Genomic DNA, 24,068 nt, shown 5'->3' with positions numbered 1-24,068 from the left:
GGGGTCACGACTCGGGGTGCGGCCTAATCCGTCGACTCGACCGTGAAGCCGTCGCAGGTGATGGGCGCTCCGGTCCCGGAGTCGGACCACAGCACCGTGTACACGCCGACGGCGGGCCCGTCCGCGCCGTCGAAGTCACCGGGGTAGTCCAGGCGCGCCCAGGCGTCCCCGGACAGTTCGGCCTCGGCGGAGGTAGCCTCCCCCTCCGGGTCGGTCACGGTGGCCGCGACCGACCCCGAGTGGGCGCCCTCGGAGTCGGACAGCCCGAGCCCGACCGGATCGCCTTCCTCCACGGGCCTGCGCGGTGCGTCGCTGCGCCATCCGCCCGGGTGGGCCGGGTCCACGGCGGGGGAGCACGCGTAGAGGGAGGGATCGAACAGGGTGTCGGGCACGCCCAGCCCGACGGGGCCGGACAGGGCGGGGTCGCGTACGGTGTCGGCGATCATCTCGGTGAGCTGCGTCGGGGTGTGGCCGTGGCCCTGGGCACACCCCGTGGCCAGGAGGAGGGCCGCCCCGCACAGCGCGACCGCGCGCCGTCGGTGGGTGGTCGTGGTCAGCACACAGCGCACGCTACTACTGAAAGTAGTCGCCTGGGTGCTCTTTGTTGTCCTCTGGTGGCTATTCCGGACGCCGCAGCGGTGTGGGCCCGCCGTTGAGCCACGTGAGCACCTGGTCGTGGACGGCGCCGTTGGTGCACACCAGGGGCCCGCCGTCCTCGAAGCCGTCACCGCGCAGGTTGGTGGCGCGGCCCCCGGCCTCCTCCATGATGATCGGCAACGGGGCCGCGTCCCACAGGGAGAGCTCCGGCTCGGCCGCGATGTCCACGGTGCCCTCGGCGACCATCACGTGCGACCAGAAGTCGCCGTAGGCGCGCGTGCGCCACACCGACCGGGTCAGCCCCAGGAACGACTCCAGACGCCCCCGCTCCTCCCAACCGGTCAACGACGAGAAGCTGAGGGAGGCGTCCTTGAGGTCCTGGACCTTGGAGACCTGGCAGCGGGAGGCCTTGGACAGGCTGCGCCCCGACCAGGCGCCGCTGCCCTTCGAGGCCCACCAGCGTCGGTGCAGGGCGGGGGCCGACACCACGCCCACCACGGGGCGGTCGCCCTCCAACAGTGCGATGAGCGTGGCCCACACGGGAACGCCGCGCACGTAGTTCTTGGTGCCGTCGATGGGGTCGATCACCCACACCCGGTTGCTGTTGCCGGTACGCCCGTACTCCTCGCCGACCACCGCGTCGCGCGGACGCGCGCGGGAGAGCACACCGCGCAGCGTCTCCTCGACCATGCGGTCGGCCTCGGTCACCGGCGTCAGGTCCGGTTTGGTGTCGACCACCAGGTCGAGCGCGCGGAACCGCTTCAGCGCGATGTCGTCGGCAGCGTCGGCGAGCACGTGGGCCAGCCGCAGATCATCGTCATAGGACACCATGGCCGACAACGCTACCCTCCCGGGCGGGGACATGCCCAAAGCGGCTCCCCGGGCGTGACCGGAGCGTGAGGGACGGGGCGTCGGGACACGGATGCGAGGATGCAGGGCGTGAGCGCACAGAAGAGGCCCCCCGAGGGCGGCGGGGTTCGCGAACGGTTGATGGACGCCGCCCGCGCCGAGGTCCTGGCGGGGCGCTGGGGCGAACGGCGGATGGTCGACGTCGCCGCCACCGCGGGTGTCTCCCGGCAGACCCTCTACAACGTGTTCGGCAGCAAGGAGGGGTTGCTCCAGGCCGTCGTGGTGAGGGAGGTCGGTGCGCTCCTGGACACCGTCGAGGAGACGCTGGAGGCCGACGGCCACCCTCCCGCGCACGCGGTGGGCCGCGCGACCCGGATGGTCCTGCTCGCGGTGCGGGAGCGTCCCCTGCTGCGAGCCGTGGTCACCGGGGACGACCGGCTCCTGCCGGTGCTCACCACCCGGTCGGCGCCGCTCCTGGACGCGCTGCGGGACCGCATCGCGGGGACCCTCCGGGAGCGCTGCCCGCAGACCGACCCCGACACGGCCGAGGCCGTGTCGGACGTCACCGTGCGGTTGACCGTGTCGTACGCGCTCCAGCCCGAAGAACCGGACCTGGCGGCCCGCAGGGTGGAACGGGTCGTGCACGGCATGCTGCCCGAGCACCGGTGAGGCTGGTGCCAGGGGTCGAGCCGGGGCGGGCCGAGCGCGCCGGGGAGGGACCTTCACCCTCCCCGACGCCGCCCCGACTCAGGGCAGGGGAGCCGACTACGAGGCGGCGGCCCGGGCCTCCTTCGAGAGCAGGCCGATAGCGCCCGCCGTGCCCTCGTCGGCGTACCCCTGGCCCAGGCGTTCCTCCAGCAGCTCGAGGTAGGGGGCGAGCAGGCGGAAGTCCACCCCCTGCTCCCGGGCGGCCACCTCGAAGGTGCGAAAGCCCGAGACCAGCATGCCCAGGTTGGCCTGCACATCCTTCGTGTAGTCACCGCTGTCGAGCTGGTCGGCGATGGCGCCATTGGAGGGGAGCATCGCCGTGAGCCAGGCGGTGAGCAGCCCCGAGAACTCCTTCAGCGGCATCTCCTCCTCCCGCACCAGCGCGAACGCGTGGGTGACGCCCGCGAACATGCCGTACATGGCGCTGAGCAGGGCGATGTCGTACAGGGCGGCCGCACCGGGGCGAGTCCCCGTGTAGCGGACGCCCAGGACGGCCGCCAGAGCGGATTCGTGCTCGTCCAGGACCTCGCGGGAACCGCTGTAGAAGACGTAGCCGCCGCCCTCGGGGACCCCCACCATCGAGGGGCTGGCCATGATGCCGCCGCTGAGAAAGCGCGCGCCCCTGGCGTGCGCCCACTCGGCGCGGGCGTCGGCCTCCTTCGGCGTGCCGGTGGTGAGGTCCACGAGGTCCGTGCCGACGAGGTCGGATTCCTCCAGCGCGGTACCGACCGATGCGTCGTCCATCAGGCAGGTGACGACGAGGGTTCCCGACGCGACCGCCTCGGCGGCGGTCGCGGCGACGTCGGCGCCGAGGGCGCGTAGCGGTTCGGTGCGGGCCGGAGTACGGTTCCAGACGGTCAGCGGGTGTCCGGCGGCGAGCCAGGCCCGGGCGAGGGCGGTGCCCATGGCGCCGAGTCCGAGCAGGACGATGCGGGGCTTGGTGTCGTTGGTCATGTGTCTAGGCTGGGACGGTGCCCGCCGAGCGACAAGTACGCACTTGGAAGTGGGCGCGCACCACGGGGTAAGCGAGCAGGTGGGTGGGGGACATGGCCGTCAGACGCGGGGAGCTGGGGTACCACTGCGGGATCGACGCCGCGATGGACGTGGTGAGCGGCAAGTGGAAGGTGCTCGTGCTGTGGGCGCTCGACCAGCGGCCGTACCGGTTCGGAGAGCTGCGCCGGGCCCTGCCGGGGGTCACCGAGAAGGTCCTCGCCGCGCAGCTGCGAGAGCTGGAGGACGACGGGATCGTGCGGCGTGAGGACTTCGCCGAGGTGCCGCCACGGGTGGAGTACTCGCTGACCGAGCTCGGGCGCGGTCTGAACCGCGCGCTGGAGCCCCTGGGCGCGTGGGGCCGCGAGCACCGCCTACCCGCGGACTACCCCGGGGCCCGTAGCGCCTGAGGGGCGTCCCGGCCCGGTGGCCCGCCATCGGCGGGCCACCGGGTGATGCGGGGGGTTCTTCCGCACCGTTCCTCCCGGGCCCCAACCTGCCCGTGCCGGGTCAGGAGTGCGGGCCGGGCGGCGGGGCGTTCTCGGTGTCGTCGTCGCCCTCGCGGCTGCTGAGGAGCCTGCGGAGCGAGGCCACCCGCTCGGGGTCCGCCTCGCCCTTCTCCAGCGCCGCGCCGATGGCGCACTCGGGCGCGTCCTGCTGGTGCGTGCAGCCGGGCGGGCAGTCGGCGGCGAGCTCGGCGAGGTCCTGGAAGCCGGACACGATCTCCTCCGGGGAGACGTGCGCGAGTCCGAAGCTGCGCACCCCCGGGGTGTCGATCAGCCACCCGCCGTCGAACCGCAGCGCGAGCGCAGAGGTGGAGGTGTGGCGGCCACGGCCGGTGACGGCGTTCACGTGGCCCACCGCCCGGTCCGTGCCCGGCACCAGTCTGTTCACCAGGGTGGACTTGCCCACACCCGAGGAACCCACGAACACCGTGGTGCGATCCGCGAGACGGCCTCGCAGCTCGTCCAGGTCACCCTCCGGGCCGAGCACCTCGTAGGGCAGCCCGAGGGGCTCGTAGGTGCTCAGCATCTCGTCCGGCGCGGCGAGGTCGGCCTTGGTGAGGCAGAGCAGCGGTTCGAGCCCGGCGTCGTAGGCGGCCACCAGGCACCGGTCCACGAACCGCGGCTGCGGCGCCGGGTCGGCGAGGGCGCAGACAATGGCGAGCTGGTCGGCGTTGGCCACGATCACGCGTTCGACCGGGTCGGTGTCGTCGGCGGTGCGTCTGAGCACGGAAGCCCGCTCGCGCACCCGCACCACGCGGGCCAGGGTGTCGGGTCGGCCGGACAGGTCGCCGACCACGTCCACCCTGTCGCCCACCACGATCGATCCTCGGCCGAGTTCACGGGCCTTCATCGCCACCACGGGGACACCGCTCACCAGGCAGCGGTACCGGCCCCGGTCCACGGCGGTGACCAGGCCCTCCACGGCGTTCTCGTGCTTGGGCCGGTTCCGGGTGCGGGGCTTGGAGCCGCCTCGGGCGCGCACACGGATGTCGTCCTCGTCCAGATGGCGGCCCCCGCCCCGCGTGCGGCTCATGCCAGGACCTCCGACCACAGACCCGGGAAGTCGGGCAGCGTCTTGCGCGTGGTGGCGATGTTCTCCACCTCCACCCCGGGCACCGCGAGCCCGATCACCGCGCCGGACGTGGCCATCCGGTGGTCGTCGTAGGAGTGGAAGACCCCGCCGTGCAGGGCCCGGGGCCGGATGAGCAGCCCGTCGGGCAGCTCCTCCACGTCCCCGCCCAGGCGGTTGATCTCGGCGGCCAGCGCCGCGATGCGGTCAGTCTCGTGCCGACGCAGGTGGGCGATCCCGGTGAGGCGGGAGGGGGAGTCGGCCAGGGCCGCCACGGCGGCGATGGTGGGGGTGAGTTCGCCCACGTCGCGCAGGTCGGCGGTGATCCCGTGGATCTCGCCGGTACCGCGCAGGGTGAGGTCCTCACCGGAGCGGGAGACCTCGCCGCCCATGCGGGTGAAGAGATCGCGCAGCGCGTCGCCGGGCTGGGTGGTGTGCTCGGGCCATCCCTGGACGGTCACCTCACCCTTGCTGACCAGGGCCGCCGCCAGGAACGGCGCCGCGTTGGAGAGGTCGGGCTCGACGGTGATCTCCGAGGCCCGGACCGGACCCGGCTCCACCCGCCAGGAGTTCTCGCCGGTGGTGACGCGCACCCCGGCGGCGCGCAGCATCTCCACGGTCATGTCCAGGTGCGGCTGGGAGGGGACCGGCGGACCCGCGTGCCGCACGTGCACGCCCTCGGTGAAACGGGCACCGCTGAGCAGCAGCGCGGAGACGAACTGGGAGGAGCCCGAGGCGTCCAGGGTGACCTCGCCCCCGCGCACGGAGCCGACCCCGTGGATGGTCATCGGCAGGGCGCCGCGCCCCCCGTCGTCGATGTCGGCGCCCAGCGCGCGCAGGGCGCCGAGGAGCTCGTCCACCGGCCGCTCGCGGGCGCGCGGGTCGCCGTCGAAGCTCACGTCCCCGGAGGCCAGGGCCGCCAGTGGCGGGACGAACCGCATGACGGTGCCCGCGTTGCCGACGTCCACACGTGCCGGGCCGCGCGGCGCGACCGGCGTGACGGCCAGGTCCGGGACGTCAGGGTCGCCGGAGTCGACCTCGGTCACCTGGGTGCCCAGGGCGCGCAGGGCGCCCACCATGAGTTCGCTGTCCCGGCTCACCAGCGGGCGGCGCACCACGCACGGGGTCTCGGAGAGCGCGGCCAGGATCAGCGCCCGGTTGGTGACGGACTTGGAACCGGGCAGGCAGACGCGGGCGCGCACCGGCTGCCGCGCGACGGGCGCGGGCCAGTGCTCCCCGGCGGGGGCAGCGGGCGAGGCGGACGGCGTGGGCACGGAGTCAGGCATGGTCCAAGGTTATCGGTCCGGGGTCGGCGGCGGAGGAGGACGCCGTCAGCCTGTGGACGGACACGGGACGCACGGGGCGCGGGGGCAGGCGGGCCGGGCACGTGCTCCGTCCGTGGACGAAGGGGGAGAGGGACGGAGGCTGGGGGCGGACGTTGCCCGACGTATCCTGGAATGCGCCATGGTGTATCTCGATCACGCAGCCACGACCGATGTCCGCCCCGAGGTGATCGCCGACGTGGCGGCCGAGCTCGGCGCCCTCGGAAACCCCTCGTCCCTGCACGGACACGGGCGGTCCGCCCGCCGTACCGTCGAGGAGTCGCGCGAACGCGTCGCCGAGGCGGTGGGAGCCACACCGCACGAAGTGGTCTTCACCGCCGGGGGGACCGAGTCGAACAACATCGCGATCAAGGGCCTGTACTGGTCGCGCAGGGCCGCCGACCCCGCCCGCACGCGCGTGCTGGTCAGCGCGGTCGAGCACCACGCCGCGCTCGACCCCGCCCGGTGGACCGCCGACCACCAGGGCGCCGTCTACGAGGAACTGCCCGTGGACGCCTTGGGGCGGGTGCGCCCCGAGGTGCTGCGCGCGGCCATCGAACGCGACCCCGCCTCGGTGGCCGTGGTCTCCGTGATGTGGGCCAACAACGAGATCGGCACCGTCCAACCGGTGCGCGAGCTGGCCGCCGTCGCCGCCGAGTACGGCGTCCCCTTCCACACGGACGCGGTCCAGGCGGTGGGCGCGCTGGAGGTCGACTTCGCGTCCAGCGGCGTGAGCGCCCTCACCCTCAGCGGCCACAAGCTGGGGGGGCCGGTCGGCAGCGCGGCCCTGGTGGTCGCCCGCGGACTCGCCCCGACCCCCGTCCTGCACGGAGGGGGGCAGGAGCGCGACATCCGCTCCGGAACCCTGTCGGCGCCGCTCGCACGCGGGTTGGCGACCGCCGTGCACGCCGCCGTCCTGGGACGTGAGGAGCACGCCAAGCACCTGACGGCGCTCCGCGACGAACTGGAGTCACGGGTGCGCGAGGTCGTGCCCGACGTGGTCGTCAACGGCGACCCCGAACTCCGGCTTCCGGGGATCGCGCACCTGTCGTTCCCGGGCTGCGAGGGCGATGCCCTGCTGATGCTGCTCGACGCCCGGGGCATCTCCTGTTCCACCGGTTCGGCCTGCTCGGCGGGGGTGGCCCAGCCCAGCCACGTGCTGTTGGCCACCGGGGCCGACCCGGACGTGGCGCTGAGCAGTCTGCGGCTGTCCCTGGGGCGTACGTCCACGGCGGAGGACGTCGACCGGCTGGTCGACGCGATCGGCCCGGCGGTCGAACGGGCCCGGGCCGCCATGGCCAAGCGGCGGCGCTGACCCCGCACCGGCCTCGCGCGTTCGTCCCACGAGGGCGGCCGCGACGCACGGGGCCCGCGCGCTCGGAGGCCGGGCGGGGCGCGAACGACGACGGCGGCGGCGCCCCGGGGCACCACCGCCGTCCGCGTCCCCGCTGCCGGGGAGCGGGATCACTCTCCCGCGTGCTTGATGCTGACCGACTCCAGGACGACGTCGCTGTTGGGGCGGTCTCCGCCGTCCGTGGGGACCACCGAGATCGCCTCCACGACCGCCATCGACTCCTCGTCGGCGACCTTGCCGAAGATGGTGTGCAGGCCGTTCAGGTGCGGGGTGGGCGCCACCGTGATGAAGAACTGCGAACCGTTCGTGTTCGGCCCCGAGTTCGCCATGGCCAGCAGCCCCGGCTCGTCGAAGCCCCGCCCGGACGAGAACTCGTCCTCGAACTTGTAGCCGGGGCCGCCGCGCCCGGTCCCCTCCGGGTCGCCGCCCTGGATCATGAAACCGTCGATGACGCGGTGGAACACCGTCCCGTCGTAGAACTCGGCGTCGCCCGTGCGCGGGTTCTCCGGGCCGTCGCCCTCGGCCAGTTCCACGAAGTTGGTCACGGTCAGCGGTGCCTCCGAGGCGAACAGCTCCACCTCGACGTCGCCCTCGCTGGTGTGCAGCGTGGCACCGTCGACGTCGGGGACCGCCACGTCCGTGGCGGTCGGCTCGGTGGGTTCCGTGGACTCCGTGTTCGCGTCCGTGGGCTCCGTGTTCGCGGGGGACTCCGGCGCCTCCGGGGACTCCGGCTCGTTCTGGCACGCGGCGGTGGCCAGCAGGGCGGTGGAGGCGAGGATCGCCACCGGCAGGGTCAAGCGGTTCATCGGTTCACTTCCGGGGTCAGGTTCGCGGCGGGGCGGCACACAGAGTACTGCGGGCGGATCGGCGCCCGGCCCATGGGCTGGCCGAACCGGCGTCGCGGGCGGCCCGCGCACGTCGGGGCGGGCGTCAGGAGGAGGGGCCGATCGGGTCGCCGTCGGTGTCGCCGTCGCGGTCGCGGCGCGGGTCACCGGCCTCCCCTCTCGGCTCCTCCCGCTCCGGAGCGCCGCGGTCGCCGTGCTCGCGCTCGTTCCGCTCCCGGGACTCCCGCTCCTGGATCTCACGTGCGCGACGGCGCTGTTCCTCGGCGCGTTCACGGCAGCGCCGCAGGAACGCCTCGTCCTCCTCCGGGGAGACGGCGCGGGCGCGTCCGGGGTGCTCGTACTCGGGAAACGGCGAGACCGGTCCGGCCTCGGTCCGGGCGAGCGCCGGGTCCCGGGGCGGACGGCCCAGCAGGAACCACAGGGCCGCGCCCACCTTGGGCAGGAACAGGACGATCAGGGCCCACACCGGTTTGGGGAGCAGCCGCACCCTCGCGGTGTCGGCGCCGATCACGTCGAAGAGCACGTACACCCAGAAAACGAGTGACAAGAGGGCGAGGAAGAGGGCGAAGTAGACCAACGGACCTTCCAATCGGGGGAAACACTCGGCAGCGCTGGTGCGACATCATCGACTTTGTACTGACTTATCACGGATGGCCGCACCCGCCCGGTCGCTTGACCAGCCGCCCCGACCCGGGAGAAGGTCGAACCACGGGGGCTGGGGCGCCGCACCGAGGGTACGTCACCGTACGCCCCCCACAGGTGTGTGCTGACCGGCCGAGGACGGGAGAGGTTATGGGCGTGAACGCCGTGTTGCCGTCGGCGATGTGGCTCCCCTTCGGTGCGCGGGTGCTGCGTGCCCGCTCCGACCGGGGCCTGTCGCGGGCGGAACTCGCCAGGAACGTCGGGGTCACCGACGACAAACTCCGCGAGGTGGAGGACGCGCACTGCCGCCCGGCCCGCTCCCTGGTCGAACGGGTCGACACCGCGCTGGGAACCGAACACCAGCTCGTCGACGCCTGGGCCATCACCCTCCAGGCCGAGGCGTTCCCGAGTGAGTTCGGCGACATGAGCGAGCTCGGCACCCACGCCGCCCGGCTCTGGGAGCACCAGCCGATGGCGGTCCCCGTCTTCCTGCGCACCCAGGAGTACTCGCGGGCCATCCTCGAACCGCGCCACCCCCACCTCGACCGCGACGAGATCGAGGCGATGGTGGAGGACGAGATGGCCGAACGCGCCGCGACCACGGGCCCCGGGGGCCCCGCGCTGCGCGTGGTCCTCAACGAGTCGGTGCTCCAGCGCCCCCAGGGCGGCGCCGACGTCCTCAACGGGCAGCGGGACTTCCTCGCCGACCTCGTCAAGGCGGGCATCGTCAGCCTCGCGGTGATCCCCGAGGAGACCCCGCACCACCCGGGCCTGGGCGGCGCGTTCCGCATCATGGAGTTCGACGACCGGCCCAGCATGGTCTACGCCTTCGCGGCCCAGGGCGGCGAACTCACCGGCGACAGTGAGGACGTCGGCCACTGCCGGATGGTGCGCGACTCCATCGAGGAGGCCAGCGTGGACCTCAGCCCCGAGTCGGAACTGCTCACCGCGCGCTGGCCGGACCGCTGAGCGGTCGTTGGCGGATCGGTCACCGAACACCCTTGGGAACGTGACCGTCCATCGGCTAGGTTGCCCGCCATGGATATCGCAATCACTTCCGGACACGTGGTGCCCGTCGACGGCGACCCCATCGACGGCGGCACGGTCCTCATCTCCGACGGAAAGATCACGGCCGTGGGACCGGCGGCCGAGGTCACCGTCCCCGAGGGCGCCCAGATCGTGGACGCTTCGGGACAGTGGGTCCTCCCCGGATTCGTCGAGGCCCACGGCCACGTCGGCATCCACGAGGAGACCATCGGCTGGGCCGGTGACGACACCAACGAGATGACCGACCCCAACGCGGCCCGTATGCGCGCGATCGACGCCATCAACCCCGCCGACCAGGGCTTCGCCGACGCGTTGTCCGGCGGCGTCACCAGCTCGGTGATCAAGCCCGGCTCGGGCAACCCCATCGGCGGTCGCACCGTCGCCCTCAAGATGTGGGGGCGCAGCGTCGAGGACCGCCTGCTCAAGGAGCCCGCCAGCGTCAAGAGCGCGCTCGGCGAGAACCCCAAGCGGGTCTACGGCAAGAAGGACACCCTCCCCTCCACGCGCCAGGGCGTCGCCGCGGTCATCCGCGACGCGTTCACCAAGGCCGAGGACTACCGGGCCAAGCGCGACCACGCGGCGCGGGAGGAGACGCCCTTCGACCGCGACAACACCCTGGAGACCCTCGTCCAGGTGCTCGACGGCGACGTGCCGTGGTGCCAGCACGTGCACCGCGCCGACGACATGCACACCGCCATGCGGCTGGCCGACGAGTTCGGCTACCGGCTCATCATCAACCACTGCACCGAGGGCCACCTGCTGGCCGACGAGATCGCCGAGCGCGGTATCCCCGTCATCACCGGGCCGCTCATGACCAGCCGCTCCAAGGTGGAGGTCGGCAACCGGACCCTGGCCAACCCGGGCATCCTGGACCGTGCGGGCGTGAAGGTCGCGCTCACGACGGACGCCCCGGTCATCCCGATCGAGTTCCTCGTCTACCAGGCCATCCTGTGCGTCAAGGAGGGCATGGACCGCGACTCCGCGCTCCGCGCCCTCACCGTGAACCCCGCGGAGATCATGGGCCTCGACGACCGCGTCGGCTCGCTGCGACCCGGCCTGGACGCCGACGTCGTGGTGTGGTCCGGCGACCCGCTCGACATCATGAGCCGCGCCGTGCGCGTGTTCGTCGACGGCCAAGAGGTGTACACCTACGACGAGACCACGCGTTCCGGGGTCGTCGCGGACCCCTACTACCGGGAGTCCTGATCCCCGGCCGGTGAGTCCGGCCCCTCGTCGCTCTGAGGTACCTCAGACGCCCCGACGCCGTGCCCCCCGTCACCTGAGGAGGGGCACGGCGCCGTCGTTTCGTGAACTCTCCCGATGTGCGGCGGGGGACCTTAGCCGGAGTCTGGAATCAGCCGGGGCAGCGCCCGGCGGAACGGACACCAGCCAGGGGGAACACGATGCACCCGGACCTCGCCGCCCAGGCGGCCGACCTCTACCGAGCCGAGGCCGAGCGGACCGCCCGAGAGGAGCGCGCCGCGCGCCAGGCCAAGAGGGCGGCGCGCGCGGCCGACAGGGAACGCGGGGCGCGCCGAGAGCGCGCCTCCCAGGAGACCGCCCGCGGGGCCTAGGACCTCGCGCCCCCGCGCCTAGACGAGGGACCCCTCACCATCGGAGCGTGGGGCCCCTAGGACCCCGCGCCTAGAGGGACACCCGGCGGAAGGGCAGCCCGCCCTCGGGTTCGTCGCCGAACAGGACCGTCACGCCCTCGGAGCCCATCCGGTCGAGGAAGGCCTGGAGGCCGCCCTCCCTGGGCGGCGGGGTCAGCACCAGGGGCGTACCCGAGTCGATCGCGGCGGTGAGCACCGCCAGGTCGGAGCCGAGGGCCGCCAGCGGAGCCCCGGGGGCGACGACCACCGCGATCCGGTCGCGTTCGCCCAGGTCCCACGCCTTGACCAGGTCCCGCCCGGCCGCCACCACCTCGGCTCCGCTGAGGACGCGGTCGGCGGACTCGAGCGCGGGCTCGGCGGCGTCGACCGGGTAGGCGGGGAAGTGGTCCCCGTGCCCGCGGACCTCCACGGTGTAGTCGGTGACCATCGGCGGGACCTCGCGCAACGGCAGGCCCAGCGGGTCCAGGGACGTCCCCACGACCTCCTCCGCGCCCCCGTCCAGAGCGGCCGCCAACTGGTCCGGGCCCGCCACCGCGACCTCGGGGGCGTCCCCGCCCCCGGTGAGTACGGCGCGGGCCCCCACCGACCAGCACGACAGCGCCCACGCCAACGACTGCCAGTGCGGAGGCAGGGAGAGCGCGATCCGGTCGCCGGGCTGCGTGCCGAAGCCGTCCACGAGCATGTTCGAGGTCTTGGACACCCAGTTGTCGAGGGTGGCCCGGGACAGTTCGATCCGGTCGCCGAGGTCGTCGTAGGCGGTCACGAACGGGCGTGAGGGATCGGCGGAGACGAGGGCGCGCCAGAGCCGCGCGGGAGAGTCGGACATGGCGCCCATGCTAGGCGCACCCGCACCCCCACGAAGCGGGCCGACCACCCCTTTGTCACGGTCGCGCCGTGAATGCGGACGGAGTGTGCGTAGCGGGGGGCGAAGTGCCAGAGTTGCCTCATGCGCCTGCTTCCCGGACGGCTCCTCGCCCGTGTGACCGCGCTCCCCGCGATCGCCCTCTCGGCCTGGCTCCTCGTCGCCTTCCCCCTGCTGGTCCTCGGCCAGTTCACCCCGCTGACCGGGCTCGTTCTCGGACTCCCCGCCGTGCTCGCCGCGTGCGCCCTGCTGCCGCGCCTGGTCCCGGACCCGCCGGAGGGGGAGGACACGCCCTGGTGGCCGGTGGTCGCCGTGCTCCTGGTGACCGTGGCCTTCGCCGCCGTCCAGATCGCCTACCACGCCGAGGCCCTGGTGATCCGGCGCGACCCCGCCTCCTACGCCATGTACACCGCGTGGATCGCCGACAACGGGTTCCTGCCCATCCCGCAACAGCGCGAGCTCATCGCGGGCGACGACCCGGCACTGAGCTACCAGAGCCTGGCCTACTACCAGCGCGACGAGGTCATCTGGCCGCAGTTCATGGCCGGGGCGCCCCTGGTCCTGGCCGTCGGCCACTGGCTCGGCGGGCTCGACGGCATGCTGGTGACCACCCCGGTGCTGGGCGCGCTGGGCGTCCTCACCTTCGCCGGCCTCACCGCCCGACTGGTCGGTGCGCGCTGGGCCCCCCTGGCCGCCCTCATCCTGGCCGTGTGCCTGCCGCAGCAGTGGGTGAGCCGCTTCACCTACAGCGAACCCCTCGCACAGATCCTGCTCCTGGGCGGGATGGTCATCGCCTACGACGCCCTCGCGAGCCGAAGCGCCCTCAGGGACCGCTGGGGCGGCCCCCAGATCCTCGCGCTGGCGGCGGGAGTGGTGTTCGGGCTGGGCGTCCTGGTACGCATCGACGCCATCCGCGACCTCCTGCCGGTCGTGGGGTTCGTCGGCCTCCTGTTGGTCGCCCGGCGGGGGCAGGCGCTGCCCCTGCTCGCGGGGCTGGGCGTGGGTGTGGGCTACGGGCTGGTCGCGGGGTACGGCTACTCCCAGCCGTACCTGGAGTACCTGTCCGACTCCCTCAACCCGCTCCTGCTCATCAGCGCCGCCGTCATCGGCGCCACTGTGGCGCTCACCGCCGCGCTGTGGCGCTTCGGCCTCCCGCACACCGAACGCGTCCGCTGGCTCCCCAACGCGATGGCGGCGGTCGCACTGCTGGTCATGGTCGGCTTCGCGGTCCGTCCGCTGCTCTGGCCGGACTACGGCCACGGCAGCGACTTCACCGACCAGTGGGTGGCCTCCGTCCAGGACATCGAGGGCCTGCCGATCGAGGGCAGCCGCACCTACTACGACATGAGCCTGTACTGGGTGGGCTGGTACGTGGGCCTGGGCACCGTCCTGTTCGCCTCGCTCGGCGTGGCGCTGGTGCTGCGGCGCCTCACCCAGCGCCGCGACCTCCAGTGGCTGCTGCCCGCCATGCTGCTCGTGTGGACGGTCGCCACCACGCTCCTGCGCCCCGCCATCACCCCCGACCACCCGTGGGCCAGCCGACGCCTGATCGTGCTGGTGATCCCCGCGTTCGTGCTGTTCGCGGTCTGGTTCCTGGCCTGGCTGACCCGCTACTGCGAGAGGTCCGTCCGCGGTGCCCGCACCGCGTCTCTGGTGCGGAACCTCCCCGTGGTGGTCGCGGCCGGGGCGGCCGTGGCCCTGCTCGGACCCGGTGCCGTCACGTCGGCCTGGGGAATCATGGGGTACCGGCAGGACGTGGGCACCGTCGCGGAGACGGAACGCCTCTGCGGGTCGCTGCCACCCGACTCCTCCGTCGTCGTGGTCGACTCGGGGATGGCGGGCAACTACATGCCGCTCCTGCGCAACGTCTGCGGGGTGCCCACCGCCGCCCTCGACGACGCCTCACCCGAAGCCGTCGACAGGGTCGTCACCGCGATCCACCAGAGGGGGCGCGACGCCGTCCTCGCGGCCTCGGACTGGCAACTGATCGACGCGGCCACCGACTCCGAGGTGGAACCGGAGCGGCACTTCCACGTCGTCGCCCAGATGGACCCCAGTACCCTCATGGAGCCCCCGACCGGACACTGGACCTTCAACGGCAGCGTGTGGACCGCGGTCCTGCCCGCAGCCGACGACCCGGCGTGAGTCCCACGCCTCCCCGACCATCCCGCTGAGAAGGACCATGAGTCACCCAGACGCCCAGGACCGCGCCCCGGAGCGCGACGACCCGCCCGTGCGGGTCACGATCGTCCTCCCCTGCTACAACGAGGAGGAGCACGTCGTCGACGAGATCAAACGGATCTGCTCGGCGATGGACGCCTCCGGGTACGGGTACGAGCTGCTCGCCGTCGACGACGCCTCCACCGACGGGACACTGGCCCGGCTGCGCGAGGTGGAGGACCTCTTCCCCCAGATGAGGGTGGTGGCCTTCGAGCACAACGGCGGCTCCGGAACCGTGCGCAGGATCGGCAGCCAGCGGGCCCGAGGCGAGTACGTGGTGTGGACCGACGCCGACATGAGCTACCCGAACGAGCGCATCCCCGAGCTCGTCGCCATGCTCGACCAGGACCCCGAGATCGACCAGGTCGTGGGCGCGCGCACCCAGGAGATGGGATCGCACAAGGCGCTGCGGGTCCCCGCCAAGTGGATGATCCGCAAGATCGCCGAGCGCCTCACCAACACCCGCATCCCCGACCTCAACTCCGGGCTCCGGGTGTTCCGTAGGGACGTGGCCCGCCCCTACCTGCGGCTGCTGCCGCCCGGGTTCTCCTGCGTCACCACGATCACGCTGGCGTTCCTGTCGAACCAGCACCCCGTGAGGTACGTGCCCATCGAGTACGCCAAGCGCGCGGGCACGTCCAAGTTCCACTTCGTCCGCGACGCCTACCGGTACATCCTCCAGGTGCTGCGCATGGTCATGTACTTCAACCCCCTCAAGGTGCTCATGCCGCCCGCCCTGTGGCTGCTGGGCATCGGCGCCGCCAAGTTCGTGTACGACCAGGCGCGCAACCCGCTCTACATGCCCAACAACACCGTCATGATCCTCATGACCGGGCTGATCATCGCGGCCATCGCGCTCCTGGCCGACCTCATCGTGCGATCCAGGGAGCACCCGTGACCGGACGGATCACCCTCGTGGGCCCCGCGCACCCCTACAAGGGCGGCGGGGCCCGGCACACGACCGAACTCGCGCACCGGCTGAGCGCCTCGGGGCGTGAGACCGGGATCGAGTCGTGGCGGGCACAGTACCCGGCGGTGCTCTACCCCGGACAGCAGACCATCGCCGATCCCGAGGGCGAGCCGTTCCCCGACACCCGCCGCAAACTGGCCTGGTACCGGCCGGACGGCTGGTGGCGCACCGGGCGGCGGCTCGCCGCGACCAGCGACCTGGTGGTGCTCACCCTGTTCTCGCCGGTGCAGGTCCCCGCCTACCTCGGCGTGCTCGCCGGTATCCGTTCGCGGCGAGGGGGAGGGACCCGGGTGGTGGCGCTGTGCCACAACGTCCTGCCGCACGAACGCCGAGCGGTCGACGTGTCCCTGGTCCGGGCGCTGCTGCGGCGGGTGGACGGGGTGCTCACCCACTCGGCCGAGCAGGGGCGCCTCGCCGAGGGGCTCCTCGGCCCCGACCGTCCGCGCCCCGTGGTCGCGCGGATGCCGCCGCACCTGCCCGATACCGGCGCACCGGTGGGGGAGGGGGCGGAGCCCGGCGCGAACGGGGAACGCCGCCACCTGCTGTTCTTCGGGATCGTGCGCCCCTACAAGGGCGTGGACGTCCTGCTGCGCGCCCTGGCCGAGGGGGCGCCCGAGGACGTCACCCTGACCGTGGCAGGCGAGTTCTGGGGCGGTTCCGGCGACCTCACGGCCCTGGCGAAGGAGCTGGGAGTGGCCGACCGGGTCCGGTTCCACGAGGGGTACGTGCCCGCCGAGGCGCTGCCCGGGCTGCTCGCGGGAGCGGACGCCCTGGTGCTGCCGTACCGCACCGCGACCGCCACCCAGAACGTGTGGCTGGCGCACGAGCACGGGGTTCCGGTGATCGCCACCCGGGCGGGCACCCTGGCCGACCACGTGCGGGACGGGGTCGACGGCCTGCTCTGCGCCCCCGGCGACCCCACCGACCTCGCGCGGGCACTGTCCGCCTTCTACGAGCCGGGCGTGCCCGCGCGGCTGCGCGGGGGCGTCCGTCCGGTGGACGCCGGACCCTACTGGTCGGCCTACACCGACCGGCTGCTGTCCGTCTGAGCCCCGGCGGAACGCCGACGCAGGTGGAGCACGGCGGGCACCAGCAGGAAGACCGCGCCGAGCACACCGGTCCCCAGGACGATCCAGGGCAGGTAGGCGCGCGGACCGGAGGCACCCTGCTCGGCACCGGAGGCGCGCTGGCCCTCCAGCTCCTCCTCGGTGCCCACCTGGACACTGCTCACCGGGGTCGAGGCGGTCACCGCGCAGTCACCGAACCCGGGCAGGGAGAACGACTCGGTGGCCACCCGCACCTCGTAGAAGCCCAGCGGCGGCTCCCAGTCCTCCCACGCGAGGGTGGGCGGGGCGTCGCCGGTGAGCAGCCTGCCGTCGGGGCCGGAGAGGGTGGCGGTGAGGGTTCCGGCGCGGTCCGCCGCGGCGCCCATCTCCTCGGCGGTGATCCCGGGCAGGGGTTCGGGATGCGGCACGACCACGAGTTCGAGGTCCGTGGACCCCTCCTCGGCCGTCGCCCCGGGCCCCTCCGGGCTCTCCTCGCCGTCCCCGACTTCCTCGTTCTCCTCAGCGGCGAGTTCCGCGGCCAGGGAGAGTGTGAGTTCGGGCTGGCCGTCGGGGGAGTCGCTGAGGACCGGGAAGAGCTGTCCGATCACGGTGAGCGTGCCGGTGCCCTGGTCACACGCCACGTCGGCGGGTTTGACGTAGGCGTGGGAGGGGCCGTCGGGGGTGGGTTCGTCCGTGGGTTCGTCCGCGGGGGCGGCGGCTCCGAGCACGACCGGCACCAGGACGAGGGTCGCGGCGAGTGCGGACAGGACACGTGGGAAGCGGGGGGCCCAGTTCATACGGCATGAGCATAGGCCGCACCCCCTCAAAATAGAAGGTTTCTTTCCTGTTTTGTTGCGCGGGTTCCGGCCCGGTCCTCCACGACCGCGCCGACGGCGGGCCCGCTCCGGGCCCCGTTCCCCCGCTCCTGCGTTCCCGCGCCCCCGTACCCCTCAGGTCGCCGTGCCGGTGCCGTGTCCCCCCTCGACAGCCGCACCCGCACCCGGCCGCGCATCGGGCACGTCCGCGTCCGCGACGTCGGCTCTGGGCGGACCGGACAGCAGGAGCGACAACCCCGCCCACCCCAGGTCCGCCACCGTCATCACCAGCCTCGACAGCACCGCCACCACCAGGGCGGCGCCCGCGTCCACGACCGGGGCGAGCGCCACCACCAGCACCACCTCGCGCACTCCCAGACCGGCGGGGGCGAACACCACCAGCAGCCCCAGCACCCAGGCCAGGGCATAGGCTCCCACCGCCGGGCCCACCGACCCCAGCGCCTCGCCGCCCACGGCCCAGGTCAGCAACCACACGTGTGCGCCCAGGGGTACCCACGCCACCAGGGTCCAGAGCACCGACGCCGTGACCGCGCGCCCGCCGACCGCCAGCGGCCCGGCCTCGGTCACCTCACGGAACCGGGCGAACGGGCGGGCCGCCAGCCGCACCCCCCACCCGAGCACCCCCGGGTGCAGGCAGGCCAGCAGCACCGGCGCGGCCGCCAGCGCCCACCACCAGCGCCGGGCCGCCTCGGCGGAGGACAGCGGCAGCGCCACCGCGGCCACCGCCAGACTCACCGCCACTGTCACGGCCACGGCCAGCAGGGTGGCCGCCGCACCCCGTGATCTGGGCACCTTCCAGTCGCGTGCCAGCTCCACCTGGGCGACGAACGCCCACACCGAGCCCGGCAGGTACTTGCCCAGCTGTCCCACGAACATCACGCGGGCGGCGGCGCCTCGGGGCAGCGGTGACCCCAGTCCGGCCAACAGCGAGCGCCAGGCCATCATCTGCGCGGCCAGCCCCAGCATCCCGGCGAGGACGGCGGCGGGCAGCACCCACAGGGGAAGCTCGGCCACGGCGGTCCGCGCCTGGGTCCAGTGGGTGTACAGGGCCGCGCCCGCGCACGCGCCCACCAGCGCGAGCAGGGCCAGGCGCGCCCAGGGGTTCCTTCGAAGCCGAGTCAGCACCGTCCCAGCCTATGTCGCGGGCCCCCGCCAGCCCCGGCGGTCCACAGGGGCGAAACCGGGGACGGCCGTCGGGTGGCGGCCGTCGGCACGGGGGACCGGGAGCGTAGGCTGGGCCCTTATGAGTGGTGTGAACGACCCTGCCCCCATGCCCACACCGACGACATCCGCGATGCGCAGGGCCCTGGCCCGCGCCCGAGACGGCAAGACCCTCGACGTCACCGAGGCGGAGGTGCTGCTGCACGCCCGGGACGAGGACCTCGAACGGCTCCTGGAGTACGCGGGGCGGGTCCGTGACGCGGGTCTGGAGGCGGCGGGCCGCCCCGCCGTCATCACCTACAGCCGCAAGGTGTTCGTCCCTCTGACCCGCCTGTGCCGCGACCGCTGCCACTACTGCACCTTCGCCACGGTCCCCGGCCGGGTCGAGGCGCCCTACATGTCGCCCGACGAGGTCCTGGAGATCGCCCGCCGGGGCGCGGAGACGGGCTGCAAGGAGGTCCTCATCACCCTGGGGGACCGGCCCGAGGACCGGTGGAAACAGGCCGCGGAGTGGCTCGACTCGCGCGGATACGACGACACCCTCTCCTATGTGCGGGCCATGGCGATCATGGTCCTGGAGGAGACCGGTCTGCTCCCGCACCTCAACCCCGGCGTCCTGACCTGGTCGGACCTCCAACGGCTCAAGCCGGTCGCCCCCTCCATGGGGATGATGCTGGAGACCACCTCGCGGCGGCTGTTCGCCGAGAAGGGCCAGCCCCACTACGGCAGCCCCGACAAGGACCCCGCGGTGCGGCTGCGCGCCCTGGAGGACGCCGGGCGTTCCAGCGTTCCCTTCACCACCGGCATCCTGCTGGGGATCGGCGAGACGGTCGCGGACCGAGCCGAGTCGATCTTCGCGATGCGCGGGGTCTCCCGCCGCTACGGCGGCGTCCAGGAGGTCATCGTGCAGAACTTCCGTGCCAAACCGGACACCGCGATGATGCACCGCCCCGACGCCGAACGCGACATGATGGCCGCCACCATCGCCGTCACGCGCCTCGTCATGGGTCCCCGGGCGCACGTGCAGGCCCCACCCAACCTCATCGGCGCCGACCAGGGCGGTGTGGACGAGTACGCGCTGATGATCCGCGCGGGCATCGACGACTGGGGCGGGGTCTCTCCGCTCACCGCGGACCACGTCAACCCCGAGCGCCCCTGGCCGCAGATCGACGACCTGGCCGCCCGCACCGCCGCAAGCGGCTTCACCCTGCGTGAGCGCCTCACGGTGTACCCCGAGTACATCCGGGCGGGGGAACCGTGGGTGGACCCGCGCCTGCGCGAGCACGTCGACGCCCTGGTGGACCCGCGGACCGGCCTGGCCCGTGAGGACGCGCCCCTGGTGGGCCGCCCCTGGCAGGAGCCCGAGGCGGTCCTGGTCTCCTCGGGCCGCACCGACCTGCACACGGGGATCGACACCGAGGGCCGCACCGACGACCGGCGCGGCGACTTCGACGCGGTCTACGGCGACTGGGACGAACTCGCCCCGGGTGTGGACCGCCGGGGCGCGGTGCCCCGACGCCTGGACCCCGAGATCGCCGCCGCCCTGCGCAGCGCCGAGAACGACCCGGCCGGGCTCGACGACGCCGAGGCGCTCGCCCTGCTGCACGCGGACGGCGACGCCCTGGAGGCGCTCACCGACCTGGCCGACCGGGTCCGCCGCGACACCGTCGGCGACGACGTCACCTACGTCGTGACCAGGAACATCAACTTCACCAACGTCTGCTACACCGGCTGCCGGTTCTGCGCGTTCGCCCAGCGGCGCACCGACGCCGACGCCTACACGCTGTCCCTCGACCAGGTCGCCGACCGCGCCGAGGAGGCCTGGAAGGCCGGGGCCACCGAGGTGTGCATGCAGGGCGGCATCCACCCGGACCTGCCCGGGACCGCCTACTTCGACATCGCGGCCGCCGTCCGCGAGCGCGTCCCGGACCTGCACGTCCACGCCTTCAGCCCGATGGAGGTGGTCAACGGAGCGGCGCGCACCAACCTGTCGGTGCGCGAGTGGCTGTCCCGCGCCCGCGAGGCCGGTCTCGGGTCGATCCCGGGGACGGCCGCGGAGATCCTCGACGACGAGGTCCGGTGGGTGCTCACCAAGGGCAAGCTGCCCGCCAGCGAGTGGATCGAGGTCATCACGACCGCCCATGACCTGGGCATCCCCACCACGTCCACGATGATGTACGGGCACGTGGACTCGCCGCACCACTGGGTGGCGCACATCAAGCTGCTGCGCTCGCTCCAGGAGCGCTCCATGGAGCGCAACGGCAGGCCCGGCTTCACGGAGTTCGTGCCGCTGCCGTTCGTGCACACGAACGCCCCGATCTACCTCGCCGGGCTGGCCCGCACGGGCCCCACCGTGCGGGAGAACCGCGCGGTGCACGCCCTGGCCCGCCTGCTCCTGCACGGGAGCATCGACAACATCCAGGGGTCGTGGGTGAAGCTCGCGGAGGACACCTTCCGCCAGCTGCTGCGGGGCGGCGTCAACGACGTCGGCGGCACCCTCATGGAGGAGACCATCAGCCGGATGGCCGGTTCGGGCCAGGGCTCGTACAAGACCATCAGCGACATCAGGGCGCTCGTGGAGCCCACCGGCCGCCCGGTCCGCCAGCGCACCACCACCTACGGGGCGGTGTCGCAGGAGCGCCGCCGCGTGGCCGAGGCCAGCGACGGGGTGGCTCCCAGCATCCTGCGTCGCCAGCTCCCCCTGGCCTGACCGGCGCGGACGAGAAGGGGGCGGGGCGCCGGGGTGGCGTCCCGCCCGCCGTGGTTCAGCGGATGACGCCGTCGCCGAACTTCCACGCTCCGGCCGCCGCTCCCGCGCCCGCGATCAGGGCGAGCCCGGTGGGAACCCCGGAGTGCAGGCTGAGCAGGACGGTGGCGGCTCCGCAGATCAGCGCGATCAACGCCAGGAGGGCGACGCGCGTACTGACGCGGGCGGGCTGGTGGTCGGACGGGGGTGACGGGGACTTCTGGCTCCCGGCCAAGGTCGTGTACCTCCGGTGTCTCCGGTCAGGGGGCAGGGTGGAGGGGCCGGTCACGCTCGGGGCCGGCCCGCGCTCCGGACGCTCCGGTACTACGGGGCGTTCTCGCGGTCCGCTTCGGTGTCCGGCTCCGCGTGCTCCGTTTCCCCGTCGACGAGCAGACGGCGGGTCAGGCGGCGCCTCCAGGCCTGCTGGAGGTCGTCCGCGGCCTCGGCCAGCAGGCGGTCGAGTGCGGATTCCAGCTCCGAGGGCGTTTCGTCGTTCACGCTTCCCCTTCTTTCAGAGAGTTCCCCTGACGGGCGCCGGGGTTCGAGGTCACCTCGGTCAGTCCCAGAGCCTCGCTCAGGCGTTCGTGTCCCATGGCGAGCAGGGCCTCACGGGCCCGGACGATGCGTTTGCGCGCGGTGCTGGCGGGGATTCCCAGCTCCTGGGCCACGTCCACGACCCGCAGCCCGCCCAGGGCGTGGAGGGTCATCGCCTTCCGCTGGAGCGGGGGGAGCGCGGCCAGGAGTTCGAGGACGAGCCTGGTGCCCTCCGCGAGGTCGAGCTGCTCCTCGGGTAGCTGCCGTGGGTCATGGGCGAGAATCGACGCCCGGTCGACCTCCTCCACCAGGGACTCGTGTTCCCGGTCGCCGACCTGCCTGGCGTGGAAGCGTTCGGCGACGGTCCTCATCCAGGCGCGAAGCGACCGGATCTCCGTGCCGTTGACCGTCGCCCTGTGGGCCTCCTTGACGGCGTGCGCGGTGGCGTCGTCGATGTCGGCGTGGGACATGCCGGGGCGTCCGGTGAACTCGACGGCCAGCTGCGAGGCGGTCCGAATCATCGTGTCGAGGGTGTGTTCCGGGCGGGTGTCCGGGAGGTCCCGCTGTGTGGTGACGTGCTGCATGGGGGTCGCTCTCCTCTGTTCCCGGGTACGGGGATTCTCCCCGTGACCCTTCGGCATTCGGCTTGGGCCTGACCGATCGGGGCACCCGTCCGTTTCAGGACAGGGCTCCCCCGATGAATCAGTGCCGAACGCGAGTGCGAACCCCTAGAACCGCAGCATGGGAACACTCCTCTTGGTGGTCGTGTCGGAGACCGATCCCTCCGCCATGAATGAGTGGCGGATCGGGGGCCGAAAGGGGACGCTCTGATGGTGTGTCGCGCGTCACATTTCTGGCTCTGATCTCGAGGGCCGCGCACGGGAAAGGGGCGGGGCGCCGGGGGGTGGCGTCCCGCCCCTTGGGGGCGGCCCGTCGGGGATGGGAGTGAGGCGACGGGGCGCTGACCGCGGGTGGGAGTGGTCCCGCGGGTTCGGGGGGTTACTGGAGTCGGGCCGAGATGGCGTTGGCGAAGGCGTAGTCGTTCGTGGCGTCCCAGTTGATGGACCAGGTCATCACGCCGCCGATCGGCCCGTAGGGGGTGTCGGGGGAGTAGGAGCCGCAGTTGGTGCCGGTCTCCAGGCAGTCCAGGGCGGAGATGATGCCGCTGGGGGCGAGGTAGCCGCCTCCGGCCGCGGAGGGGACGGCGGGCAGGCCGAGGCCGACCTGGTCGGGGCTCAGGCCCATCTCCAGCTGGATACAGGCCTGCGCGGCGACGAAGTCGCTGGAGCCCTGCGTGTACACGCTGCCGTCACAGCCGAGCATGGAGCCCGAGTTGTAGTACTGCATGTTCACGATGGTGAGGATGTCGGAGATGTTGTCGGCCAGCTGGTAGTAGGCGGCGCTGGGGCTCTGGAAGTCGATGGTCTGCGGCGCCATCGTGATGATGAGTTCGGGACCCGTCCTGTCGCTGAGGTCGCGCAGGGCGTTGGTCATGTGCTCGGCGTTGATGCCGTGCTCCAGGTCGATGTCCACGCCGTCGAACCCGTAGTCCGTCATGAGTTCGTGGGTGGTGTCGGCGAAGTTCTTCGCCTGGGTGGGGTTGGTGACGTTCACGTGGCCGAGCTCGCCGCCCACGGAGATGATCACCTTGCGGCCCTCGGCCTGGATGGCGGCGACGTCCTCGCGGAACTGGGCGTCGGTGTAACCGTCGAGCTCGTCGCTGGCCAGGTTGAAGGTGATGCCGCCGTCGAGCTGGGGGTGGTTGTCAGCGAAGGCGATCGCGACGAGGTTGTACTCGCTGGGGATCGCGGAGAGCGGCATCACGGTGGAGCCGTTGTCGAAGTTGTGCCAGTAGCCGGTGAGCCACTGGCCGTTCTGTTGCGCCTCGACGGTCTCGGGGGTGGTCGAGGCCTGGGCGGGTTCGGGGGCCAGGGCGCCACCGGTGGTGACGAACGCGGTGGCGATCGCGGCGAGGCCGCTGAGGATCGCGAGCCTGGTCTTCCGGGTGCTGAGCATGGGGAGTGCTCCTTTCGTCGAGCGGGGTGACGAAGGCGTGCTCTGTGAGCCGGTAATTGTTAAGAAACCTTAAAGTTGTGTTCGGCGGCAGTCAACGGAAATGGTTAGGAAAGTTTGCGGTTTTCTTGGGGACCC

24 protein-coding genes are annotated in these 24,068 nt (G+C 72.7%); 10 read left to right on the top strand and 14 right to left on the bottom strand.

What is annotated here, in order from left to right; genetic code table 11:
- Nucleotides 1–23: 23 nt before the first annotated feature.
- Nucleotides 24–560 (bottom strand): hypothetical protein, encoded by a 537-nt coding sequence (locus tag ABZ635_RS02170; RefSeq protein ID WP_357757532.1) that lies wholly within the window; start codon nt 558–560, stop codon nt 24–26.
- A 58-nt stretch (nt 561–618) separates the two neighbouring features.
- Nucleotides 619–1,428 carry a histidinol-phosphatase gene (gene hisN / locus ABZ635_RS02165; RefSeq protein WP_357757529.1) on the bottom strand — a complete coding sequence of 270 codons (810 nt, stop codon included), beginning with the start codon at nt 1,426–1,428 and terminating at the stop codon, nt 619–621.
- A 99-nt stretch (nt 1,429–1,527) separates the two neighbouring features.
- On the opposite strand from hisN, the gene ABZ635_RS02160 reads away from it, so the two are divergent.
- Entirely contained in the window at nt 1,528–2,115 is a 588-nt protein-coding gene (locus ABZ635_RS02160) for a TetR family transcriptional regulator (RefSeq protein WP_357757526.1), read from the top strand.
- Nucleotides 2,116–2,211: 96 nt separating this feature from the next.
- Here ABZ635_RS02160 and ABZ635_RS02155 read toward each other — a convergent pair whose 3' ends face one another.
- On the bottom strand, nt 2,212–3,108 hold the full coding sequence (locus ABZ635_RS02155; protein ID WP_357757523.1) for an NAD(P)-binding domain-containing protein: 897 nt from the start codon (nt 3,106–3,108) through the stop codon (nt 2,212–2,214).
- A 92-nt stretch (nt 3,109–3,200) separates the two neighbouring features.
- Here ABZ635_RS02155 and ABZ635_RS02150 point away from each other — a divergent pair, with 92 nt between their 5' ends.
- Nucleotides 3,201–3,554 (top strand): helix-turn-helix domain-containing protein, encoded by a 354-nt coding sequence (locus ABZ635_RS02150; protein ID WP_357757520.1) that lies wholly within the window; start codon nt 3,201–3,203, stop codon nt 3,552–3,554.
- A gap of 100 nt (nt 3,555–3,654) precedes the next feature.
- Here the strand turns inward: ABZ635_RS02150 and rsgA are convergent, their stop codons facing one another.
- Nucleotides 3,655–4,683, bottom strand: a complete 1,029-nt coding sequence (gene rsgA / locus ABZ635_RS02145) for a ribosome small subunit-dependent GTPase A (RefSeq protein WP_357757517.1) — start codon at nt 4,681–4,683, stop codon at nt 3,655–3,657.
- Nucleotides 4,680–6,005, bottom strand: coding sequence for a 3-phosphoshikimate 1-carboxyvinyltransferase (aroA, locus tag ABZ635_RS02140; protein WP_357757514.1), 1,326 nt, complete (start codon nt 6,003–6,005; stop codon nt 4,680–4,682). Before aroA ends, rsgA begins: the two co-directional genes overlap by 4 nt.
- Before the next feature lie 178 nt (nt 6,006–6,183).
- Here aroA and ABZ635_RS02135 point away from each other — a divergent pair, with 178 nt between their 5' ends.
- Nucleotides 6,184–7,356, top strand: a complete 1,173-nt coding sequence (locus tag ABZ635_RS02135) for a cysteine desulfurase family protein (protein WP_357757512.1) — start codon at nt 6,184–6,186, stop codon at nt 7,354–7,356.
- A 149-nt stretch (nt 7,357–7,505) separates the two neighbouring features.
- Here the strand turns inward: ABZ635_RS02135 and ABZ635_RS02130 are convergent, their stop codons facing one another.
- Together ABZ635_RS02130 and ABZ635_RS02125 are read right to left on the bottom strand one after the other, a co-directional pair.
- Complete coding sequence (locus tag ABZ635_RS02130) at nt 7,506–8,201, bottom strand: peptidylprolyl isomerase (RefSeq protein ID WP_357757509.1); 696 nt, start codon at nt 8,199–8,201, stop codon at nt 7,506–7,508.
- 124 nt (nt 8,202–8,325) lie between these two features.
- The gene (locus ABZ635_RS02125) at nt 8,326–8,817 is read right to left on the bottom strand and encodes a PLD nuclease N-terminal domain-containing protein (RefSeq protein WP_357757506.1); all 492 of its coding nucleotides are present in this window, start codon (nt 8,815–8,817) and stop codon (nt 8,326–8,328) included.
- A 215-nt stretch (nt 8,818–9,032) separates the two neighbouring features.
- Here ABZ635_RS02125 and ABZ635_RS02120 point away from each other — a divergent pair, with 215 nt between their 5' ends.
- The 3 genes from ABZ635_RS02120 (at nt 9,033) to ABZ635_RS02110 (ending at nt 11,503) form a co-directional block, all read left to right on the top strand.
- On the top strand, nt 9,033–9,851 hold the full coding sequence (locus ABZ635_RS02120) for a helix-turn-helix transcriptional regulator (protein WP_357757504.1): 819 nt from the start codon (nt 9,033–9,035) through the stop codon (nt 9,849–9,851).
- A 69-nt stretch (nt 9,852–9,920) separates the two neighbouring features.
- A complete protein-coding gene (locus ABZ635_RS02115) occupies nt 9,921–11,135 on the top strand; it encodes an amidohydrolase (protein ID WP_357757501.1) in 1,215 nt (404 codons plus the stop codon).
- A 197-nt stretch (nt 11,136–11,332) separates the two neighbouring features.
- Nucleotides 11,333–11,503: a hypothetical protein gene (locus tag ABZ635_RS02110; protein ID WP_357757498.1), complete on the top strand. Its 171-nt coding sequence runs from the start codon at nt 11,333–11,335 to the stop codon at nt 11,501–11,503.
- Nucleotides 11,504–11,573: 70 nt separating this feature from the next.
- On the opposite strand, the gene ABZ635_RS02105 is transcribed toward ABZ635_RS02110, so the two are convergent.
- On the bottom strand, nt 11,574–12,368 hold the full coding sequence (locus ABZ635_RS02105; RefSeq protein ID WP_357757495.1) for a TIGR03089 family protein: 795 nt from the start codon (nt 12,366–12,368) through the stop codon (nt 11,574–11,576).
- A 120-nt stretch (nt 12,369–12,488) separates the two neighbouring features.
- Between ABZ635_RS02105 and ABZ635_RS02100 the strand changes: the two genes are divergently transcribed.
- Genes ABZ635_RS02100 through ABZ635_RS02090 form a run of 3 tightly spaced genes read left to right on the top strand, consistent with a single transcriptional unit; the run spans nt 12,489 to nt 16,643 of the window.
- Nucleotides 12,489–14,549, top strand: coding sequence for a hypothetical protein (locus ABZ635_RS02100; protein WP_357757492.1), 2,061 nt, complete (start codon nt 12,489–12,491; stop codon nt 14,547–14,549).
- Between the two features lie 37 nt (nt 14,550–14,586).
- Nucleotides 14,587–15,522 (top strand): glycosyltransferase family 2 protein, encoded by a 936-nt coding sequence (locus tag ABZ635_RS02095; RefSeq protein WP_357757490.1) that lies wholly within the window; start codon nt 14,587–14,589, stop codon nt 15,520–15,522.
- Nucleotides 15,519–16,643 (top strand): glycosyltransferase family 4 protein, encoded by a 1,125-nt coding sequence (locus tag ABZ635_RS02090; RefSeq protein ID WP_357757487.1) that lies wholly within the window; start codon nt 15,519–15,521, stop codon nt 16,641–16,643. Before ABZ635_RS02095 ends, ABZ635_RS02090 begins: the two co-directional genes overlap by 4 nt.
- Here ABZ635_RS02090 and ABZ635_RS02085 read toward each other — a convergent pair.
- Both ABZ635_RS02085 and ABZ635_RS02080 read right to left on the bottom strand, forming a co-directional pair.
- Nucleotides 16,616–17,437, bottom strand: coding sequence for a hypothetical protein (locus ABZ635_RS02085; RefSeq protein WP_357757484.1), 822 nt, complete (start codon nt 17,435–17,437; stop codon nt 16,616–16,618). The genes ABZ635_RS02090 and ABZ635_RS02085 overlap by 28 nt on opposite strands.
- 153 nt (nt 17,438–17,590) lie before the next feature.
- A complete protein-coding gene (locus ABZ635_RS02080) occupies nt 17,591–18,601 on the bottom strand; it encodes a lysylphosphatidylglycerol synthase domain-containing protein (RefSeq protein WP_357757481.1) in 1,011 nt (336 codons plus the stop codon).
- Nucleotides 18,602–18,719: 118 nt separating this feature from the next.
- Here ABZ635_RS02080 and ABZ635_RS02075 point away from each other — a divergent pair, with 118 nt between their 5' ends.
- Nucleotides 18,720–21,347: a bifunctional FO biosynthesis protein CofGH gene (locus ABZ635_RS02075; protein WP_357757478.1), complete on the top strand. Its 2,628-nt coding sequence runs from the start codon at nt 18,720–18,722 to the stop codon at nt 21,345–21,347.
- A gap of 55 nt (nt 21,348–21,402) precedes the next feature.
- On the opposite strand, the gene ABZ635_RS02070 is transcribed toward ABZ635_RS02075, so the two are convergent.
- From ABZ635_RS02070 to ABZ635_RS02055, 4 genes are all read right to left on the bottom strand, one after another.
- Complete coding sequence (locus ABZ635_RS02070) at nt 21,403–21,618, bottom strand: hypothetical protein (RefSeq protein WP_357757476.1); 216 nt, start codon at nt 21,616–21,618, stop codon at nt 21,403–21,405.
- 89 nt (nt 21,619–21,707) lie between these two features.
- On the bottom strand, nt 21,708–21,881 hold the full coding sequence (locus ABZ635_RS02065; RefSeq protein WP_357757473.1) for a hypothetical protein: 174 nt from the start codon (nt 21,879–21,881) through the stop codon (nt 21,708–21,710).
- Entirely contained in the window at nt 21,878–22,501 is a 624-nt protein-coding gene (locus ABZ635_RS02060) for a sigma-70 family RNA polymerase sigma factor (protein WP_357757470.1), read from the bottom strand. Before ABZ635_RS02060 ends, ABZ635_RS02065 begins: the two co-directional genes overlap by 4 nt.
- A gap of 415 nt (nt 22,502–22,916) precedes the next feature.
- Nucleotides 22,917–23,933: a chitinase gene (locus ABZ635_RS02055; protein ID WP_357757467.1), complete on the bottom strand. Its 1,017-nt coding sequence runs from the start codon at nt 23,931–23,933 to the stop codon at nt 22,917–22,919.
- Between the last annotated feature and the right edge of the window lie 135 nt (nt 23,934–24,068).

Origin of the sequence: Nocardiopsis sp. NPDC007018, from assembly GCF_040635075.1 — a bacterium.
In the GTDB taxonomy this organism is placed as follows: domain Bacteria; phylum Actinomycetota; class Actinomycetes; order Streptosporangiales; family Streptosporangiaceae; genus Nocardiopsis.
This window is presented reverse-complemented; position numbering and strand designations above follow the sequence as displayed.

What these genes read in the sequence shown, in the direction of transcription:
- ABZ635_RS02105 (WP_357757495.1), bottom strand. Translation starts at nt 12,368, where the DNA reads ATGTCCGACTCTCCCGCGCGGCTCTGGCGCGCCCTCGTCTCCGCCGAT.
- ABZ635_RS02160 (WP_357757526.1), top strand. Translation starts at nt 1,528, where the DNA reads ATGCAGGGCGTGAGCGCACAGAAGAGGCCCCCCGAGGGCGGCGGGGTT.
- ABZ635_RS02095 (WP_357757490.1), top strand. Translation starts at nt 14,587, where the DNA reads ATGAGTCACCCAGACGCCCAGGACCGCGCCCCGGAGCGCGACGACCCG.
- ABZ635_RS02110 (WP_357757498.1), top strand. Translation starts at nt 11,333, where the DNA reads ATGCACCCGGACCTCGCCGCCCAGGCGGCCGACCTCTACCGAGCCGAG.
- ABZ635_RS02100 (WP_357757492.1), top strand. Translation starts at nt 12,489, where the DNA reads ATGCGCCTGCTTCCCGGACGGCTCCTCGCCCGTGTGACCGCGCTCCCC.
- ABZ635_RS02115 (WP_357757501.1), top strand. Translation starts at nt 9,921, where the DNA reads ATGGATATCGCAATCACTTCCGGACACGTGGTGCCCGTCGACGGCGAC.
- ABZ635_RS02060 (WP_357757470.1), bottom strand. Translation starts at nt 22,501, where the DNA reads ATGCAGCACGTCACCACACAGCGGGACCTCCCGGACACCCGCCCGGAA.
- aroA (WP_357757514.1), bottom strand. Translation starts at nt 6,005, where the DNA reads ATGCCTGACTCCGTGCCCACGCCGTCCGCCTCGCCCGCTGCCCCCGCC.
- ABZ635_RS02130 (WP_357757509.1), bottom strand. Translation starts at nt 8,201, where the DNA reads ATGAACCGCTTGACCCTGCCGGTGGCGATCCTCGCCTCCACCGCCCTG.
- ABZ635_RS02150 (WP_357757520.1), top strand. Translation starts at nt 3,201, where the DNA reads ATGGCCGTCAGACGCGGGGAGCTGGGGTACCACTGCGGGATCGACGCC.
- ABZ635_RS02135 (WP_357757512.1), top strand. Translation starts at nt 6,184, where the DNA reads ATGGTGTATCTCGATCACGCAGCCACGACCGATGTCCGCCCCGAGGTG.
- ABZ635_RS02075 (WP_357757478.1), top strand. Translation starts at nt 18,720, where the DNA reads ATGAGTGGTGTGAACGACCCTGCCCCCATGCCCACACCGACGACATCC.
- rsgA (WP_357757517.1), bottom strand. Translation starts at nt 4,683, where the DNA reads ATGAGCCGCACGCGGGGCGGGGGCCGCCATCTGGACGAGGACGACATC.
- ABZ635_RS02120 (WP_357757504.1), top strand. Translation starts at nt 9,033, where the DNA reads ATGGGCGTGAACGCCGTGTTGCCGTCGGCGATGTGGCTCCCCTTCGGT.
- hisN (WP_357757529.1), bottom strand. Translation starts at nt 1,428, where the DNA reads ATGGTGTCCTATGACGATGATCTGCGGCTGGCCCACGTGCTCGCCGAC.
- ABZ635_RS02155 (WP_357757523.1), bottom strand. Translation starts at nt 3,108, where the DNA reads ATGACCAACGACACCAAGCCCCGCATCGTCCTGCTCGGACTCGGCGCC.
- ABZ635_RS02085 (WP_357757484.1), bottom strand. Translation starts at nt 17,437, where the DNA reads ATGAACTGGGCCCCCCGCTTCCCACGTGTCCTGTCCGCACTCGCCGCG.
- ABZ635_RS02055 (WP_357757467.1), bottom strand. Translation starts at nt 23,933, where the DNA reads ATGCTCAGCACCCGGAAGACCAGGCTCGCGATCCTCAGCGGCCTCGCC.